16 protein-coding genes are annotated in these 15,455 nt (G+C 72.2%); 12 read left to right on the top strand and 4 right to left on the bottom strand.

All coding sequences use genetic code 11. The annotated features are described in order from the left end of the window. The first annotated feature begins 27 nt into the window (after nt 1-27). From G3576_RS04625 to G3576_RS04655, 7 genes are all read left to right on the top strand, one after another. The gene (locus tag G3576_RS04625; protein WP_164693119.1) at nt 28-879 is read left to right on the top strand and encodes an inositol monophosphatase family protein; all 852 of its coding nucleotides are present in this window, start codon (nt 28-30) and stop codon (nt 877-879) included. A gap of 84 nt (nt 880-963) precedes the next feature. Next, entirely contained in the window at nt 964-1,440 is a 477-nt protein-coding gene (locus tag G3576_RS04630; RefSeq protein WP_164693120.1) for an OmpA family protein, read from the top strand. Nucleotides 1,441-1,445: 5 nt separating this feature from the next. Then, nucleotides 1,446-2,585 (top strand): flagellar motor protein MotA, encoded by a 1,140-nt coding sequence (locus G3576_RS04635; protein ID WP_164693121.1) that lies wholly within the window; start codon nt 1,446-1,448, stop codon nt 2,583-2,585. After that, nucleotides 2,585-5,530: a peptidoglycan -binding protein gene (locus G3576_RS32160; RefSeq protein ID WP_164693122.1), complete on the top strand. Its 2,946-nt coding sequence runs from the start codon at nt 2,585-2,587 to the stop codon at nt 5,528-5,530. Before G3576_RS04635 ends, G3576_RS32160 begins: the two co-directional genes overlap by 1 nt. Before the next feature lie 34 nt (nt 5,531-5,564). After that, nucleotides 5,565-6,197, top strand: coding sequence for a uracil phosphoribosyltransferase (gene upp / locus G3576_RS04645; protein ID WP_164693123.1), 633 nt, complete (start codon nt 5,565-5,567; stop codon nt 6,195-6,197). Next, nucleotides 6,197-7,033, top strand: coding sequence for an isocitrate lyase/PEP mutase family protein (locus tag G3576_RS04650; protein WP_164693124.1), 837 nt, complete (start codon nt 6,197-6,199; stop codon nt 7,031-7,033). Before upp ends, G3576_RS04650 begins: the two co-directional genes overlap by 1 nt. A gap of 107 nt (nt 7,034-7,140) precedes the next feature. Next, on the top strand, nt 7,141-8,838 hold the full coding sequence (locus tag G3576_RS04655; protein ID WP_164693125.1) for a methyl-accepting chemotaxis protein: 1,698 nt from the start codon (nt 7,141-7,143) through the stop codon (nt 8,836-8,838). 17 nt (nt 8,839-8,855) lie between these two features. Here the strand turns inward: G3576_RS04655 and G3576_RS04660 are convergent, their stop codons facing one another. Further along, the gene (locus G3576_RS04660) at nt 8,856-9,188 is read right to left on the bottom strand and encodes a DUF1491 family protein (protein WP_164693126.1); all 333 of its coding nucleotides are present in this window, start codon (nt 9,186-9,188) and stop codon (nt 8,856-8,858) included. A gap of 122 nt (nt 9,189-9,310) precedes the next feature. Between G3576_RS04660 and G3576_RS04665 the strand changes: the two genes are divergently transcribed. After that, nucleotides 9,311-9,532, top strand: coding sequence for a hypothetical protein (locus G3576_RS04665; RefSeq protein ID WP_164693127.1), 222 nt, complete (start codon nt 9,311-9,313; stop codon nt 9,530-9,532). 4 nt (nt 9,533-9,536) lie between these two features. Here the strand turns inward: G3576_RS04665 and G3576_RS04670 are convergent, their stop codons facing one another. Further along, complete coding sequence (locus G3576_RS04670; RefSeq protein ID WP_164693128.1) at nt 9,537-10,118, bottom strand: cytochrome b; 582 nt, start codon at nt 10,116-10,118, stop codon at nt 9,537-9,539. Between the two features lie 70 nt (nt 10,119-10,188). On the opposite strand from G3576_RS04670, the gene G3576_RS04675 reads away from it, so the two are divergent. Beyond that, a complete protein-coding gene (locus G3576_RS04675; protein ID WP_328728427.1) occupies nt 10,189-11,109 on the top strand; it encodes a hypothetical protein in 921 nt (306 codons plus the stop codon). Then, nucleotides 11,106-11,552 (top strand): hypothetical protein, encoded by a 447-nt coding sequence (locus G3576_RS04680; protein ID WP_164693129.1) that lies wholly within the window; start codon nt 11,106-11,108, stop codon nt 11,550-11,552. Before G3576_RS04675 ends, G3576_RS04680 begins: the two co-directional genes overlap by 4 nt. On the opposite strand, the gene G3576_RS04685 is transcribed toward G3576_RS04680, so the two are convergent. Next, nucleotides 11,534-12,517: a ketopantoate reductase family protein gene (locus G3576_RS04685; RefSeq protein ID WP_164693130.1), complete on the bottom strand. Its 984-nt coding sequence runs from the start codon at nt 12,515-12,517 to the stop codon at nt 11,534-11,536. The two genes, G3576_RS04680 and G3576_RS04685, sit on opposite strands and share 19 nt — an antisense overlap. Beyond that, the gene (locus G3576_RS04690; protein WP_164693131.1) at nt 12,514-13,689 is read right to left on the bottom strand and encodes a M20 metallopeptidase family protein; all 1,176 of its coding nucleotides are present in this window, start codon (nt 13,687-13,689) and stop codon (nt 12,514-12,516) included. Before G3576_RS04690 ends, G3576_RS04685 begins: the two co-directional genes overlap by 4 nt. Nucleotides 13,690-13,813: 124 nt before the next feature. Here G3576_RS04690 and G3576_RS04695 point away from each other — a divergent pair, with 124 nt between their 5' ends. Both G3576_RS04695 and G3576_RS04700 read left to right on the top strand, forming a co-directional pair. Beyond that, nucleotides 13,814-14,794 (top strand): Bug family tripartite tricarboxylate transporter substrate binding protein, encoded by a 981-nt coding sequence (locus tag G3576_RS04695; RefSeq protein WP_164693132.1) that lies wholly within the window; start codon nt 13,814-13,816, stop codon nt 14,792-14,794. A gap of 205 nt (nt 14,795-14,999) precedes the next feature. Beyond that, nucleotides 15,000-15,455 carry a tripartite tricarboxylate transporter TctB family protein gene (locus G3576_RS04700; RefSeq protein ID WP_164693133.1) on the top strand — a complete coding sequence of 152 codons (456 nt, stop codon included), beginning with the start codon at nt 15,000-15,002 and terminating at the stop codon, nt 15,453-15,455.

A 15,455-nucleotide genomic window follows, 5' to 3' on the forward strand; every position in this document is an offset into this window, starting at 1 on the left:
CCCCCGCATCCGGACCCCGCCCGCACCATGGCCGTCTCCCCCCGCCTCTCCCCCGCCATGTCCGTCGTCGTCAGCGCCGTGCAGAAGGCCGCGCGCCGCCTCCTGCGCGACTTCGGGGAGGTCGAGAACCTCCAGGTGACGTCGAAGGGCCCGGGCGACTTCGTCAGCCAGGCCGACCTCCGCGCCGAGCAGACGCTGCGGGAGGAGTTGTCCCGCGCCCGCCCGGGCTGGGCGTTCCTCGGCGAGGAAGGCGGCCAGGCGGATGGGGATTGGGAATGGCGCTGGGTGGTCGATCCGCTGGACGGCACCACCAACTTCCTGCACGGCATCCCGCACTGGGCGATCTCCGTCGGCATCGAGAAGCGCGTCGGCGACACCACCGAACTCGTCGGCGGCTGCATCTACAACCCCGCGGGGAATGAGCTCTTCTGGGCGGAGAAGGGCATGGGCGCCTATCTCAACGACAAGCGGCTCCGCGTCTCCGCGCGGCGGGACATGGTCTCGGCGGTCTTCGCCACGGGCATCCCCTTCGCCAAGGTGCAGCGCAAGGCCGAATTCACCGCGACGCTGGCGCGGCTGATGCCGCAGGTCGCGGGCGTCCGGCGCTTCGGCTCCGCGGCGCTCGACCTCGCCTGGGTCGCCGCCGGCCGCTACGAGGGGTTCTGGGAGCTCGGCCTCAACAAGTGGGACATCGCGGCGGGGCTGGTCATCGTGAAGGAAGCCGGCGGCTTCGTCACCGACCCCGCCGGCGGCGACACGCATTACGAGACGGGCGACCTCGTCGTCGGCAACCAGGCGCTGCACCCGAAGCTGCGGGAGGTGGTGGCGGAAGGCATCGCCGCCGCACAGGCCGCCCGGGCGACCGTCGCGGAGCGGTAAGGCATCGCGTCGCCGATCGATAAGCTTCGCGTCAATTCCGGTCAGGTGATTCCGCGACCCTGGATAATGATCTAGGGTAGCGGGATGCCCCCGCGCCGCGCCCTCCTGGCCGCCCTCTCGGCCCCGTTCCTGCCCGCCCTGCCGGCGGCGGCGCAGCATCGCGCGGCGCCGCCGCCGCCGCTGGCCCTGCCTGCTGGCATGTCGCCGCTGCGGGATGGCGCCTATCGCGTCGCCTTCCTCGTCGGCCAGTCCACGCTGCAGCCCGGCATGGCGCCGACGCTCGCGGAAATCGGCCGGCGCCTGGCCGTCGCCCATGCGCAGGGTTCGGGCCGCATCACCATCGAGGGCCATGCCAGCGGCCCCGCGGCGGATGCCTCCACCGCGCGGCGCATCAGCCTGGCGCGCGCCCAGGCGGTGCGGGATGCGCTGGTCGCCGGTGGGCTCGACGAGACGCGGATCGATGTCCGCGCGCTGGGCCGCACCAGCGCCGCGTTGGACGCCGCCGATATCCTGCCCCCCGGCGCGGCGCGCGCCGGCGAACGCCGATCCGGAGGAAGCTGATCCGCATGACCAGCCCGACCACCTTCCTCTGGCGCATGCTGGCCTTCCTCGGCGCCGTCTTGCTGCTGGTCGTGCTGCTGGCGGGCGAACTCGCCCATGCCTTTGGCGCCAACATCCTGCTGAACAGCGTCATCGCCGCCGTGCTGCTGCTCGGCATCGGCTGGAACATCCGCCAGGTGCTGTCGCTGACGCGGGAAGTCGAATGGCTGGAATCCTTCCGCAACCCCGCCATGGCTGGCACGGCGGAGCGGGCGCCGCGGCTGCTGGCACCGATGGCCAGCATGTTCGCGCAGCGCCGGTCTGAACGCCTCACGCTCTCCGCCCAGGCGATGCGCAGCGTGCTGGACGGCATCGAATCGCGCCTGGATGAGAGCCGGGAGCTGTCGCGCTACGCGACGGGGCTGCTGATCTTCCTCGGCCTGCTCGGCACCTTCTGGGGCCTGCTGCTGACCATCGGCTCCGTCTCCGACGTCATCACCAACATGTCGGTCGGCTCCGGCGACATCAACCAGCTCTTCAACCAGTTGAAGCAGGGGCTGTCGGAGCCGCTGCGCGGCATGTCGATCGCCTTCTCCTCCTCCATGCTCGGCCTCGCCGGCGCGCTCGTGCTGGGCTTCCTCGACCTGACCGCGGGACAGGCGCAGAGCCGCTTCTATGTGGAGCTGGAGGATTGGCTGGCCTCCTCCACCCGCCTCTCCTCCGGCGCGCTCGGCGCGGATGGGGAAGGCTCCATGCCCGCCTATGTCCAGGCGCTGCTGGAACAGTCGGCCGAGAACATGGAGGAACTGCACCGCGCCATCGCCCGCGGCGAGGAAGGGCGCATGCAGTCGAACCAGGCGCTGATGACGCTGACGGAGCGGCTGTCGATCCTGGCCGACCAGATGCGCGCGGCGCAGGTGCTGATGTCCCGCATGGCGGAAAGCCAGGCGACGCTGGCGCCGACCCTGGCCCGCATGGCGGAGGCGACGGCGCAGGGCGCGCTGGATGAGGCGAGCCGCGGCCATATCCGCAACCAGGAACTCTTCCTCGCCCGGATCCTGGAGGAGATGACCCAGGGCCGCATGCAGGCGACCAGCGAGATCCGGAGCGAGATCAAGGTCCTCGCCCGCACCATCGCGGCGCTGGCCGAGGAACCCCCGCGCTGATGGCACGCCGGAGCAGGCGCCATGGCGGAGGCGGGCTGGAGGCATGGCCCGGCTATGTGGACGCGCTGTCCACGCTGCTCATGGTCATCATCTTCGTCCTGCTCGTCTTCGTGCTCGCGCAGGGCTTTCTCTCCGTCGCGCTCTCCTCCCGCGACCGCGCGCTGGAACGGCTGAACCGGCAGGTCAGCGAGCTCTCCGAACTGCTCGCGCTGGAACGCGGCCAGGCGGAGGAGCTGCGCACCTCGCTCTCCCGCACGGCGGAGGAGTTGCGCGCCAACAGTGCGGCACGGGAAGCGCTGGCGCGGAACCTGTCGATCCTGCGGGAGGATCGCGACCGCCTGGCGCAGGAGCGTGACGCGACGCGGGCCGAGCGTGATCGCCTGGCCGCGCGCATCGCTGACCTCGACCTCGCTGCCGGCGGCGGCGCCGCGCGCATCGCGGAACTGGAAGGCAGGCTGGCGGAAGCGCTGGCGCGGGCCGAGGCGGCGGGCGGCGATGCCGCGGCAACCGTGCGGACGCTCACCGATGCCCAGCGCCTGCTGGCTGCCGAACGCGCGGCGCTGGAGGCCGTGCGGCGGGACCTGGCGGCGGCGCGGGACCAGGCGGCAGCGCTGACGCGCGACCTCGCGCAGGAACGCGGCACGCGCGAAGCGACGCAGCGCGACCTCGCCCAGGAACGCGCGACGCGGGAGGCGACGCAGCGCGACCTCGCCATGGCGCGGAACGAGATCACGGCGCTCACCGGCAACCTCACCGCCGAACGCGACCAGCGCGCGCAGCGGGAACGGGACCTGGCGCAGGCGCGGGAACAGGGGCAGGCCCTGGCGCGGGACCTGACCGCCACGCGCCAGGCGCGCGACGCTACCGCCGAATCGCTGGCGGCAAGGCAGCTTGAGGCCGAGGCCCTGGCGCGCGACCTCGCCGCCGCCCGCGCCTCCCTGGCCGCCGCGCAGCGGGACATCGCCTCGCTGCGGGAGGAAGCGGCCGCGCTCGACCGCACCGTGCGCGCGGATCGCGCGACGATCGAGGCGCGGCTCTCCGACATCGCGCGGCTGACGGACCAGATCCGCGGCCTGGAAGCGCTGCGGGACCAGCTGGAACGCCAGGCCGCCGCCGCCCTCGCCCGGGCCGGGGAGGAGGAGCGGCTGCGCGGCACGGCGGAGTCCGCGCTGGGCGAGGCGCAGCGCCTGCTGGCCAACGTCACCGGCCGCGCGACCACCGCGGAGCGGGATGCCGCGGAGGCCATCGCCCGCGCCACCGCGGCCGAGCGCGCCGCCGCCGAGGCCCGCCAGGCCACCGCCGCGGCGGAGCGCGCCGCTGCCGAAGCCGCCGCCCGCGCCGGCGCCGCAGACCGCGCCGCCACCGAATCGCGGCAGGCCACCGCCGCCGCGGAACGCGCCTCCGCCGACGCCGTGGCGCGCGCCAGTCAGGCCGAGCGCCAGGCGGGCGAGGCGCGGCAGGCGGCCGGCGTCGCCGATGCCCGCGCTGCCGCCGCCGACCGCACGGCGCAGGAGGCGCAGCGCGCCGCCCAGGAGGCCGAACGCGCCCGCGCCGCCGCCACGCTGCTGGCGACCGAAGCCGGCCGCCGCGCCCAGGACACCGAACGGGCCCGCGCCGCCGCCGAAGGCCAGGCCACCGAATATGCGCGCCTGTCGGAAAGCGCCCGCGCCCAGGTCGCGCTGCTGACCCGCCAGCTTGAAGCGCTGCGCGCCGAACTCTCCCGCGTCGCCGCGACGCTGGAGGCGGAGGAGAATGCCGGGCGCGACAAGGACGCGCAGATCGCCAATCTCGGCCAGCGCCTGAACGCCGCCCTGGCCGCGCGGGTGGAGGAGTTGCAGCAATACCGCTCCGACTTCTTCGGGCGGCTGCGCCGCGTGCTGGGCGACCGGCCGGAGGTCCGCATCGTCGGCGACCGCTTCGTGTTCCAGTCGGAAGTGCTCTTCCCCGTCGGCGGGGCGGATCTCTCGCCCGGCGGCCAGCAGCAGGTGCGCGACCTCGCCCGCGTCCTGGTGGACCTCGCCGCTCAGTTCCCGCCCGACCTGGCCTGGGTGCTGCGCGTCGATGGCCATGCGGATCGCAGCCCGATCCGCGCGGGCGGCCGCTTCGCCAGCAACTGGGAACTCTCGGCCGCGCGGTCGATCGCCGTGGCGCAGTTGCTGATGCAGGAAGGCATCCCGGCCAACCGCCTGGCCGCCGCCGCCTTCGGCGATACCCAGCCGCTGGATGACCGCGACACGCCGGATGCCTTCGCCCGCAACCGGCGGATCGAGTTGCGGCTGGAAGCCGGCCCTTCCGGCACCCGTGCCGCGGCGCCCGCGCCGGCGCGCAATGCGCAGGAAGCGATCCGCGGCCTCGCCTGCGGCCGCCTCGCCGAATTGCAGGGCGGCAGCCTGGTGGCGGGGATCGGCCCGCGCGGCAGCCAGGCAAGACTGCGCGCGGCGCTGCCCGGCGCCACGCCGCGCCTTGCCATCGCCGAATTCGACGGCCCCTACTGCCCGGTGCTGGAGGCGCTGCGCCCGGTCGAGCCCTCCGCCAGCGCCGCGGCGATGCGCATCGGCCTCGGCAACGGCAATCCGGTGCGGGAGGGTGATCCGCTGCTCTTCGACCTCGCGCTGCCGGACTGGGCCGCGCATGTCACGCTGGTCTATCTCTCCTCCGACAACAACGCCGTGACGCTGGAGACGCTGGGCCGGCAGCAGGCGGGGCAGCGGCTGCGCCTCGGCACGCCGCGCGCCAATTTCCCGGGCTGGATGGCGGAGCCGCCCTTCGGGACGGATCTGGCGTTGGCCGTGGCGTCGGAGGCACCGCTTTTCGCCACGCCGCGCCCGATCATCGAACCGGTGGCGGATTTCGCGGCGGCGCTCCGCACCGCCATCGCCGCCGCCCGCGCCGGCGGCCAGCGCATCTCCGCCGACCTCACCGTGGTGGAAGTCGCGCCGCGCTGAGACACTGCCCGCCACCCCTGCCTGGAAGCCCGAGATGGTCCCGCAACTCCACATCGTCGATCACGCCCTGCTCGCCCATCGCCTGGGCGTGCTGCGCGACGCCGCCACCCCCTCCGCCCGCTTCCGCCGCCTGCTGGCGGAGATCGGCGCGCTGCTGACGATGGAAGCCACGCGCGGGCTGGAGACGACGCTGGCCCGGGTGACGACGCCGCTGACGGAGATGGACCACCGCATGCTGGCCGCGCCGGAGCCCGTGCTGGTGGCGGTGCTGCGCGCGGGGCTGGGCCTGATGGAAGGTGGCATGCAGGTTCTGCCCGAGGCACCGGTCGGCCATGTCGGCCTGGTGCGGGACGAACACACGCTGAAGCCCAGCCAGTACATGCTGCGCATGCCGCCGGAGGTGAAGACGCGCGGGGCGATCCTGTTCGATCCGATGCTGGCCACTGGCGGCAGCGCGATCGCCGCCGTGCAGCGCGTGAAGGAAGCCGGCGCGCCGCATCTGCGCTTCGTCTGCGTCGTCGCTGCGCCGGAGGGTGTGGCGAAGCTCGCCGCCGCGCATCCGGACGTGCCGATCTTCACCGCGGCGCTGGATGAGAAGCTGGACCATCGCGGCTTCATCGTCCCCGGCCTTGGCGATGCCGGCGACCGCTGCTTCGGCACGGAGTGATGGACGGCGCCGCTTCCCCCTGGGCCGCCCGCCGCGCCGCCTTCTGCGCGCTGCATGCGGAAGGCTGCTTCCTGCTGCCGAATCCCTGGGATGCCGGCAGCGCGCGCTACCTGGCGCGGCAAGGGTTCAAGGCGCTGGCCACCACCAGCAGCGGCGCCGCCTGGGCGCGCGGCCTGCCGGATGGCGGGATGGACCTCGACTCGACGCTGGCGAGCATCGAGGAGATCGTGCGGGCGACCGACCTGCCGGTGAATGCCGATTTCGCGCATGGCTTCGGCGACAGCCCGGCGGCGGTGGCGGAGGCGGTCACGCGCTGCGTCGCCACCGGCGTCGCCGGCTTGTCGATCGAGGATGCGACGGGTGATGCGGCAGGACCGCTCTTCGCCCTGTCCGACTCGATCGCACGCCTTCGCGCCGCGCGCGACGCCATCGATGCCAGCGGCGCCGATGTCATGCTGGTCGGTCGCGCGGAGTGCTTCCTGACGGGCCATCCCGATCCGCTGGCCGAATCGCTGCGTCGCATCGCCGCCTATCGCGATGCCGGCGCCGACATCCTCTACGTACCTGGCCTGAGCACGGCAGCGCAGATCGAGGCCGTCGTCGCCGCCGCCGGCCCCTGCCCCGTCAATGTGCTGGTGCATCGGCCCATCGGCCTGTCGATGGCGCAACTGGCTTCGCTTGGCGTGCGCCGCGTCAGCATCGGTGGCGCGCTCGCCGCCATTGCCTGGCGCGCGGTGACGGAAGCAGTGGGCCGGCTGCGCGACGGCGACCTGGACGCGCTGGCAGCGCGCATGCCCGGCAGTGATCTGGACCAGTTCTTCGCTTGGCGTGGCTAATCCGTCATGTGTTTTCGGGGGTAAGAAGTCATCAACAGCCCCCTCGATAACAAGAACGCGAGCACGGGCGGGATGCCCGGCTCCGCTGGATATCGAGGTCCCCCTGCATGCTCACCCTGGTCAACCGCATCCGCTTGCTGCCCAAGATCCTGGCGGCCATCGCGCTGGTCGGCGTCGTGGCGGGATTGCTGGGATGGAACGCCTACAGCGCAGCCAACGACATCGACGCGCGGTCGAATGCGAATCGCGAAGCGTCCGAACGGGTATTCGACGCCGGCCGCGCCACCAGCAACCTCCTGTCCTATGCCCGCGCCGTGGAGTTCCTGCCGATCGACCTGCCGGCCGAACGCCGCCAGGCCTTCGAGCGGACGATGGAGCGCGAGCGCGGGCTGCTGACCGAGCGGCTGGCAGAGGTCGCCCGCAGCGCCAGCACCGAAGGGCAGCGCGACCTCGCCAAGGTGCGGGAGACGCTCTCCGCCTATGACGCCACGGCCCAGCGCATCCGCGACCTGTCGCGTGCCGGCACCTTCGACGAGGCCGGGCGGCTGGCGCTGGAGGGCGCACGCCCGGTGGCGGAGATGCGCACGCTGCTCCGCCAGATCGAGGAGCGCGCCGCGGCCTTCGCCCTGGCCCAGCATGAGGAAATGGACCATGCGCTCGAGGCCATCCAGCGCACGGCGCTGCTCTCCGTCGGGCTCGGCCTGCCGGTGACGCTGCTGCTGGCCGGGCTGATGGTTCTGCTTTCCGTCGTCCGCCCGCTGAAGCGCCTGACCACCACGCTGGCCAGCATCGCCGATGGGAAGCTCGACCAGGCCGTCCCCGGCACCGAACGCGGCGATGAGCTGGGTGGCATGGCGCAGGCGGTGGAGGCGCTGAAGCAGAACTCCATCCGCGCCCGCCAGCTGGAAGCCGAAGCCACCGCGGCCCGCGAGGCCAATGAACAGGTCCGTCGCACCACCGCGTTGCAGCTGGCGGAACAGGTGGAAGCCACGCTGGGTGCCGTGGCCGCCACGCTGGGGGCAGCCGCCACGCAGCTCGACGCCTCCGCCACCACGGTCGGCCAGACCGCGGTGCTGACCCAGGAACAGACCGCCGGCGCCGCCACCGGCGCCCAGCAGGCCAGCAATTCGGTGCAGACCGTGGCGGCGGCCGCGGAGGAGCTCTCCGCCACCGTCTCCGAGATCGCCCGCCAGGTCGCCTCCTCCGCCGCCGCGACGGGCGAGGCCGCCGACCGCGCCCGCGCGACGGATGAGACGGTGGCCGCGCTGGCCGATGGCGCCCGCAAGATCGGGGAGGTGACTCGCCTGATCGGCGACATCGCCGGCCAGACCAACCTGCTGGCGCTCAACGCCACCATCGAGGCCGCCCGCGCCGGGGAGGCCGGCAAGGGCTTCGCCGTCGTGGCCGGCGAGGTGAAGACCTTGGCCGCCCAGACCGCCAAGGCGACGGAAGACGTGAACCGCCAGATCGCCGACATCCAGGCCACGACCCGCGCCGCCGTGGACGCCATCCGTGGGATCGGGGAGGCGGTGAACAAGGCCAGCACGACCGCGACGGCCATCGCTTCCGCCGTCGAACAGCAGGGCGCGGCGACGCGGGAGATCGCGCGGGCGGCAAACGACGCCGCGGCCGGCACGAAGACCGTCTCCGGCGGCATCGCGGGTGTCGGCGATGCGGCGAGGCAGGCTGTGACGGCGCTGCAGGAGGTGAAGCGCGCCAGCACCGAGGTCGCCCGCCAGGGCGAGGCGCTGAAGGCCGCCATCGGCGACCTGGCCAGCCAGCTGCGCCGCCAGGCCGCGGCCTGACGCGCCGGTCGGGCGCGCTACAGGATCGTCGCCTCGAAGGGGGTCTTAAGGTCCGGCGCGTCGAATTCGACCACCCAGAGGTCGGGGTCCCGCTTCACCTGGCGTTCGACATAGGCATCCGCCGCCTGGTCACCGACCGGCGCGGGGCCGGTGCCGCGCAGCCAGGCGGGGCGGCCTTCCGCATCGCGGACCTGGGAGAGGACCATGATCCCCTCCCTGCCCCGCAGCACGCAGAGGATGCCCCCCGAATCCGGGTCCCCCTTGCGCAGCACCGCGCCCGACCGTCCGGCGATGTCGGACAGGCGCAATGCCATCGAAACCCAGATGCCGGCCTTCACGCGTGGATCCATGGGGCCGCACCCTCCGCCCAGCGGCGCCCGGTTGCAAGCGCCCCCTTGTCGCCGGGGGCGCTACCCTTGCGAAGCGGCCCGCGCCGCGCCATTCACTGGCGCGAGAGGGAGTGCTTCCGCCCATGGCCAAGCCGCAGGAACTCACCGAGGGTCAGCGCGCCTATGAGGCGAAGCGCGCCGCCAAGGCCGGCATGACACTGGACAAGTGGCTGGCCGAGAAGGAGCGCCGCGCGAAGCAGGAAGCGGCTGAAGCCGCCAAGGTGGCGGAGGCCGAGAAGCCCGCCGCGCCCAAGGGATGGTTCGGCCGCCTGCTCGACAAGGCGCACCAGCCCCTCAAGAAGTAGCGCCTCACAGCATCCGCATCAGCGTGCCGTCCTTGCGGATGGCGTGGTGGAAGATGGCGCCGCCGATATGCGCGGCGAGCAGCGGCAGGAAGAGCCAGCCGATGATGCTGTGGGCCCAGTGCAAGGCCACGGCCAGCCCCTCCCACGGCTCCATGAATTTCGGCAGGTCGATGAAGCCGAGGAAGGCCGTCGCTCCCTGCTGCGGGAAGCCATAGGCGTTGGTGGTGAAGAAGCCGAGCAGGGGCTGCAGGATCAGCGCGGCATAGAGCGCGTGATGCACCCCCGCCGCCGCCGCGCGCATGGAGGCCGGCAGGTGGTCCGGCAGCGCCGGCGGCCTGCTGAGGCCCCGCCAGGCGAGGCGCGCCACGGCCAGGCCGAGGATCAGCAGCCCCAGGCTCTCATGCAGCGCATAGAAGGGCATCTTCGGGTCATCCTTGATGAAGCGGATGACCAGGCCGGAGGCGAGCGCCAGGCCCATCAGCGGCACCGTGACCCAGTGGAACAGCTTTGCCAGTGCCGAATACTGCCCGTCCGGATGCATGGCGTCCTGGCCGCGGATGGGCTGAACCCCGCTGGTGCTCGACATCGGACATCCTCTCCCGGCCTCGACGCCACTATGGCATGAGCGGGCGCAGCCATTGGAAGCGAAAGCCGCCGTGATCGCCGCCCATGCGGATTGGAGCATCAGCCCCGGCAAGCGCTGGATGGCCGTGGCGCGGCGCCGCGATGGCGCCTGGCAGGCGGAGGCGCCGCGCCCGGTAGGCGACACCGCCGCGCTGCTTCCCTCCCTGCTGGCCGCGGGTGACCCGGTGGCGCTCGGGCTGGACTTGCCGCTCGGCGTGCCGCGCGACTGGGCGGCTTCGCGCCCTGAATCGGGTTTTCGTGAATTCCTGTCTGGCCTCGGTGCGACGCCGGATTTCTTCACCGTCAGCGCGACGCTCGATACGGTGGGGCCCGCGCGCCCTTTCTACCCCGCCCGCGGCGTGAAGGGCATGACCCGCGCGGCACATGCGGCTGCGCTCGGCCTCGGCTCCGCCCAGAGCCTGTCGCGCTGGTGCGACCGTGCCACCGCGCTGCGACCCGCCGGCGCGCCGGTGTTCTGGACGCTGGGTGCGAACCAGTCGGGCAAGGCGGCCATCGCCGCCTGGCGGGACTGGCTGGTGCCGGCACTGGCCGAGGGCGCGCCCATCGCCCTCTGGCCCTTCGATGGCCCGCTCCACGCCCTTCTCGCCCCTGGCCGGGCCGTGCTGGCGGAGGTCTATCCGGCGGAGGCGCTGCGCCAGCTCGGCCTCGTGATGCGCGGCAGCAAGCGGGCGGAAGCGCCGCGCCGTGCGCTCGCCGAACCCTTGGCCGCCGCCATGGCTCGGCTCGGCGTCACGCCATCCCCGGCGCTGGCAGCGATGATGCGGGATGGCTTCGGCGCCGATGCGGCGGGGGAGGATCGGCTGGATTGCGTGCTCGGCCTGCTGGCGATGATCGCGGTGCTCGATGGCCGGCAGCCCGACCATGTGCCGGACGACCCCTGGATCCGCCGTTGGGAAGGCTGGGTGCTGGGGCAGGCGGAGATGCCCCGATGACCTTCGAGGATGATGCGGCGCTCGCCGCCCATGTCCAGGCGTTGCTCGACGCCACCCTGCCCAAGGCGCGATGGACCCATCAGGGCCATGTCGCCGCCACCGCCGGGCTCATGCTGCTGCATCCCGAACTGGTGCCGGAGCAGGCGCTGCCCGGCCTGATCCGCCGGTTGAACGACAGCCATGGCGTGCCGAACAACGACATGCGCGGCTACCACCACACCATCACGCTGTTCTTCGTGGCGGCGCTGCGGAACGCCCTCGCGGCGGATGACGCCACCGCGCCCCCGCATGTCCGCGTGAACACGCTGCTCGCCGGGCCACTCGGCACCGGCAAGCGCATCATGGCCGCCCATTGGTCGGAGAGCGTGCTCTTCTCGGTCGCCGCGCGCCGGGGCTGGGTGGCGCCGGACCTGGCGCCCCTCTCCTACCCGATCGGCGGGTAGAGCCCCTCGCCCCGCGCCGCCTGCTTCACCAGCGCCACCAGCAGCGACAGGTTCGGCGCGCTCGCCCCCGTCAGCGCCGCGAGCTTCAGCGGCACGCCGAACAGCGCGTCGATCTCCATCGGCCGCCGCAGTTCCAGATCCTGCAGGATCGATGGCTTGTGCTGCATGTTGCTGGCGGCGACGCGATCGATGTCGGCATCGGGGATGCTGATGCCGAGGGAGGCAGCAATGCCGCGACCCTCCTCCGCGATGGTGCGGGCCATGGCGCGGAGCGCGGGATCGGAGAGGCTGTCGCGCACGCCGCGCCGCGTCAGCGTGCAGATCGGGCCGGAGGAGAGATTGCCCAGCAGCTTCGTCCAGACCGAGGTGCGGATCGTCGGCGTCACCGGCGATGGCATGCCACCCGCTTCCAGCACGGCCGACAGCGCCTTGGCGCGGTCGCTGATACGGCCATCCGGCTCGCCCACGATGACGCGGATGTTGCCGTGTTCGGATCGCACCACGCCTGGCGCCACCACTTCCGTCGCCGAATAGACGACGCCGCCGATGGTCCGCCCGATCCCGATGCGGCGTTCCAGCACGCCATCCGGGTCGATCTCCGTCAGGCGGAGGCCGGCATGCGGCACCTCGCCCGCCAGGAAGTACCACCAGGGAATGCCGTTCATCACGAAGGCGACAGGCGTCTCCGGTCCCAGCAGCGGGCCGATGCCGGCGGCGACGGCAGGCAGCGCCGGCGCCTTCACCGTGACCACCACAGCATCCTGCGGGCCGAGATCGGCGGGATCGGCACTCGCCCGCACGGGCACGACATGCGTGCCGTCATGCGCATGGACCGTCAGGCCGTTCGCCTGCATCGCCGCGAGATGCGCGCCCCGCGCCACCACGGAGACCTCCGCCCCCCCGCGCGCGAGCCGCGCCGCGAGGTGCCCGCCGATGGCACCGGCGCCGAAGACGCAGATTCTCACGACAACAATTCCAGCGCGGCGCGGCTCAACGCCTGCACGCCAAGGCCGATGCAGCGCTCATCCGGCTGGTACTTGTCGTTGTGCAGCCGGTCGTCGCGCCCCTCCGCGCCGCTGCCGATCCGCAACTGGAAGGCGGGCGCCCGGGCGGCGAACTCGGCAAAGTCCTCGCTGCCCATGGAGGGCTCGCCCTCCTCCACCACCTCGCCGAACTGTGCTCGCACGGCCGCCATGGTGGGTTCGAGCACGCGATCATCATTCACCAGCGGCGGCACCTTGCGCTGGTAGTCGAGCGTACAGGCCACGCGCATCGTGGTCTCCAGCCCGGCGACGAGTCGGCGGATCGCCTCCTCCGCCGTGTCGCGCGCGGCCTGGTGCAGCGTGCGGACGGTGCCGCGGAGATGCACGCGTTCGGGGATGATGTTGTAGGTCGTGCCGCCGGTGAACTGGGCGATCGTCACAACCGCCGGATGCAGCGGCTTGATCTCCCGGCTCACCACCGTCTGCGCCTGCGCCACGAAATGCGCGGCGGCGACGATGGGATCCACCGCGGCATAGGGATGCGCGGCATGGCCGGACCTGCCACGGACGATCAGGTCGAAGCGGTCGGAGGCGGCGAGGCAGGCGCCGCGCGCGAAGCCGAAGGTGCCGACCTTCATGTCAGGGTGGTTGTGGAAGCCGAGCGCGAGGTCGATGCCCTCCGCCGCGCCATCCGCGATCATCGCGGCCGCACCTTCAAGAATCTCCTCGGCCGGCTGGAAGACCAGCAGCACGCGGCCGGCGAGTTGCGGCGCCAGGTCCTTCAGCACGGCAGCGACGCCGAGCAGCGTCGTCGTGTGGATATCGTGGCCGCAGGCGTGCATCTTGCCCGCCACCGTGCTGGCGAAGGGCAGGCCCGTATCCTCCTGGATCGGAAGCGCATCCATGTCGGCGCGGATGGCCAGAGTGGGGCCCGGGCGACCGCCTTCGATGACGCCAACGACGCCGGTGCGGCCAAGTCCCGTTCGATGCGGTATTGCCAGCCGCGCGAGTTCGCCTGCGACGACACCCGCCGTGCGTGTCTCCTCGAAGGCCAATTCAGGGTGAGCGTGCAGGTCACGCCGGATGGCGACCAGCCCGGGCTCCAGGACGGAAACAGCCTCCCGGATGCGCCGGCCGGGATCATTGATGAGCATACGAAGTTTCTCCGCGCAATTTCGTGGCGCCATGCTAGGTGAAGAAGTCTTCATGGCAAGGCGCAGCGGCTTGCTAGGGGTTAAAACCCCATGCCATACGCCTGCCAACGTTCAAGGAGGCCAAATGCCGGAGGTCGTCCATCGTCGTGCGCTGATCGCAGGGGCCGCCGCCGCGGTGGCACTGCCGTCGCTGTCGCGTGCTCAAGCGTGGCCTTCGGGCGCCGTCCGCCTGGTGGTTCCCTTCGCCCCCGGTGGCAGCACGGATCTTGCCGCTCGCCTCGTGGCCGATGGGCTGGCGCAGCGCCTCGGCGTGCCGGTGGTGGTGGAGAACCGGCCGGGTGCCGGCGCCACGACGGGCAGCCAGATGGTCGCTGACGCCGCGCCGGACGGGCAGACGCTGGTGATGAGCAACATCGCGAGCCATGCGATCAGCCCGGCGCTCTACGGCAATCGCGTCCGCTACGACGCCGTGCGGTCCTTCACGCACATCGCGATGGTGATCACCAACCCCTCCGTGTGGGTCGTGAACCCGCGCAGCGAGATCGCGAACCTCGCCGACCTCGTGCGCATCGCGAAGACGCGCCGCGGCGGGCTCGACATGGCCTCCTCCGGCGCCGGTTCCTCCAACCACCTCCTGCTGGTCCGCTTCAGCGACCTGGCGGGGATCGAGCATACCCATGTCCCGTTCCGTGGCGCGGGCCCGGCCATGACGGCGGTGATCGCGGCCCAGGTGCCGATGATGTCGGACAGCCTGCCCTCCGCCGCCGGCCACATCCGGCAGGGCAGCGTCCGCGCCATCGCGATGAGCAGCGCCGAACGCCACCCGGCCTTCCCCGATGTGCCGACCTTCCGCGAGCAGGGCTTCGACCTGGTCAGCACGTCCTGGTTCGCCCTTTCCGGCCCCGCCGGCATGCCCGCCCCGATCGTGGAGCGGCTGCACCGGGAGACGATGGCGGTGATCGCCACGCCGGAAGCGCGCCAGCGCTTCGCCGAGATGGGCGGGTCGCCGGGCGACATGACCTCGGCGCAGTTCAGCGCCTTCGTGGCCAGCGAGGTCGAGCGCTGGGCGCCGGTCGTTCGCGCATCGGGGGCGACGGCGGACTAGACAACCAGTCGAATAGGCGCTGATCCTGATTGCTCCCGATTGCGTGAGCGAAGGCGCGGTGCCTAGGGTGAATGCAGGGTCAGTGAAGCGGCCGCGGCCGTGGTCTGCCTTGTGGGGAGTTGCGGGGGCGGCGGCGACACTGCCCTCGTGAAGGTTGACGGGAACGGACTGGCACCGGCGAAGGCCGGGCAGGAACGAGGTGCGGATGAAAATCAATGCGAAGGACGTAGCGTCCGGAGCCCTACTGATCGGTATCGCGGTCATCGGGCTTTGGCTGAACCAGGACCATACGCTGGGCACCGCCCGGCGCATGGGCCCTGGCTATATGCCGATGATGACGTTCTGGCTGCTGATGGGCCTCGGCGCCATCGTGCTGCTCCTGGGGCTCTTCAACGGTCCGGACCGGCTGGAGCGCTGGGCCTGGCGGGAGCTGACCCTCATCCTCGCCTCCCTCGTCGTCTTCGCCCTGCTGCTGGAAAGCGGGGGCCTGTTCCTGTCGATCGCGGGCCTGGTCGGCGTCGCGGCCTTGGGTGACCGCACGCACCGCCCGCTCGGCGTGCTCGGCCTGATGGTGTTCCTGATGGCGCTCTGTTGGTTCGTGTTCATTCGTGAGCTCGACATCCGGGTGAACCTCTTCCCAGTCTTCCTGGGCATGGGCTGA

It is taken from the genome of Falsiroseomonas algicola (assembly GCF_011040385.1).
GTDB classification, from domain to species: Bacteria; Pseudomonadota; Alphaproteobacteria; order Acetobacterales; family Acetobacteraceae; genus Falsiroseomonas; species Falsiroseomonas algicola.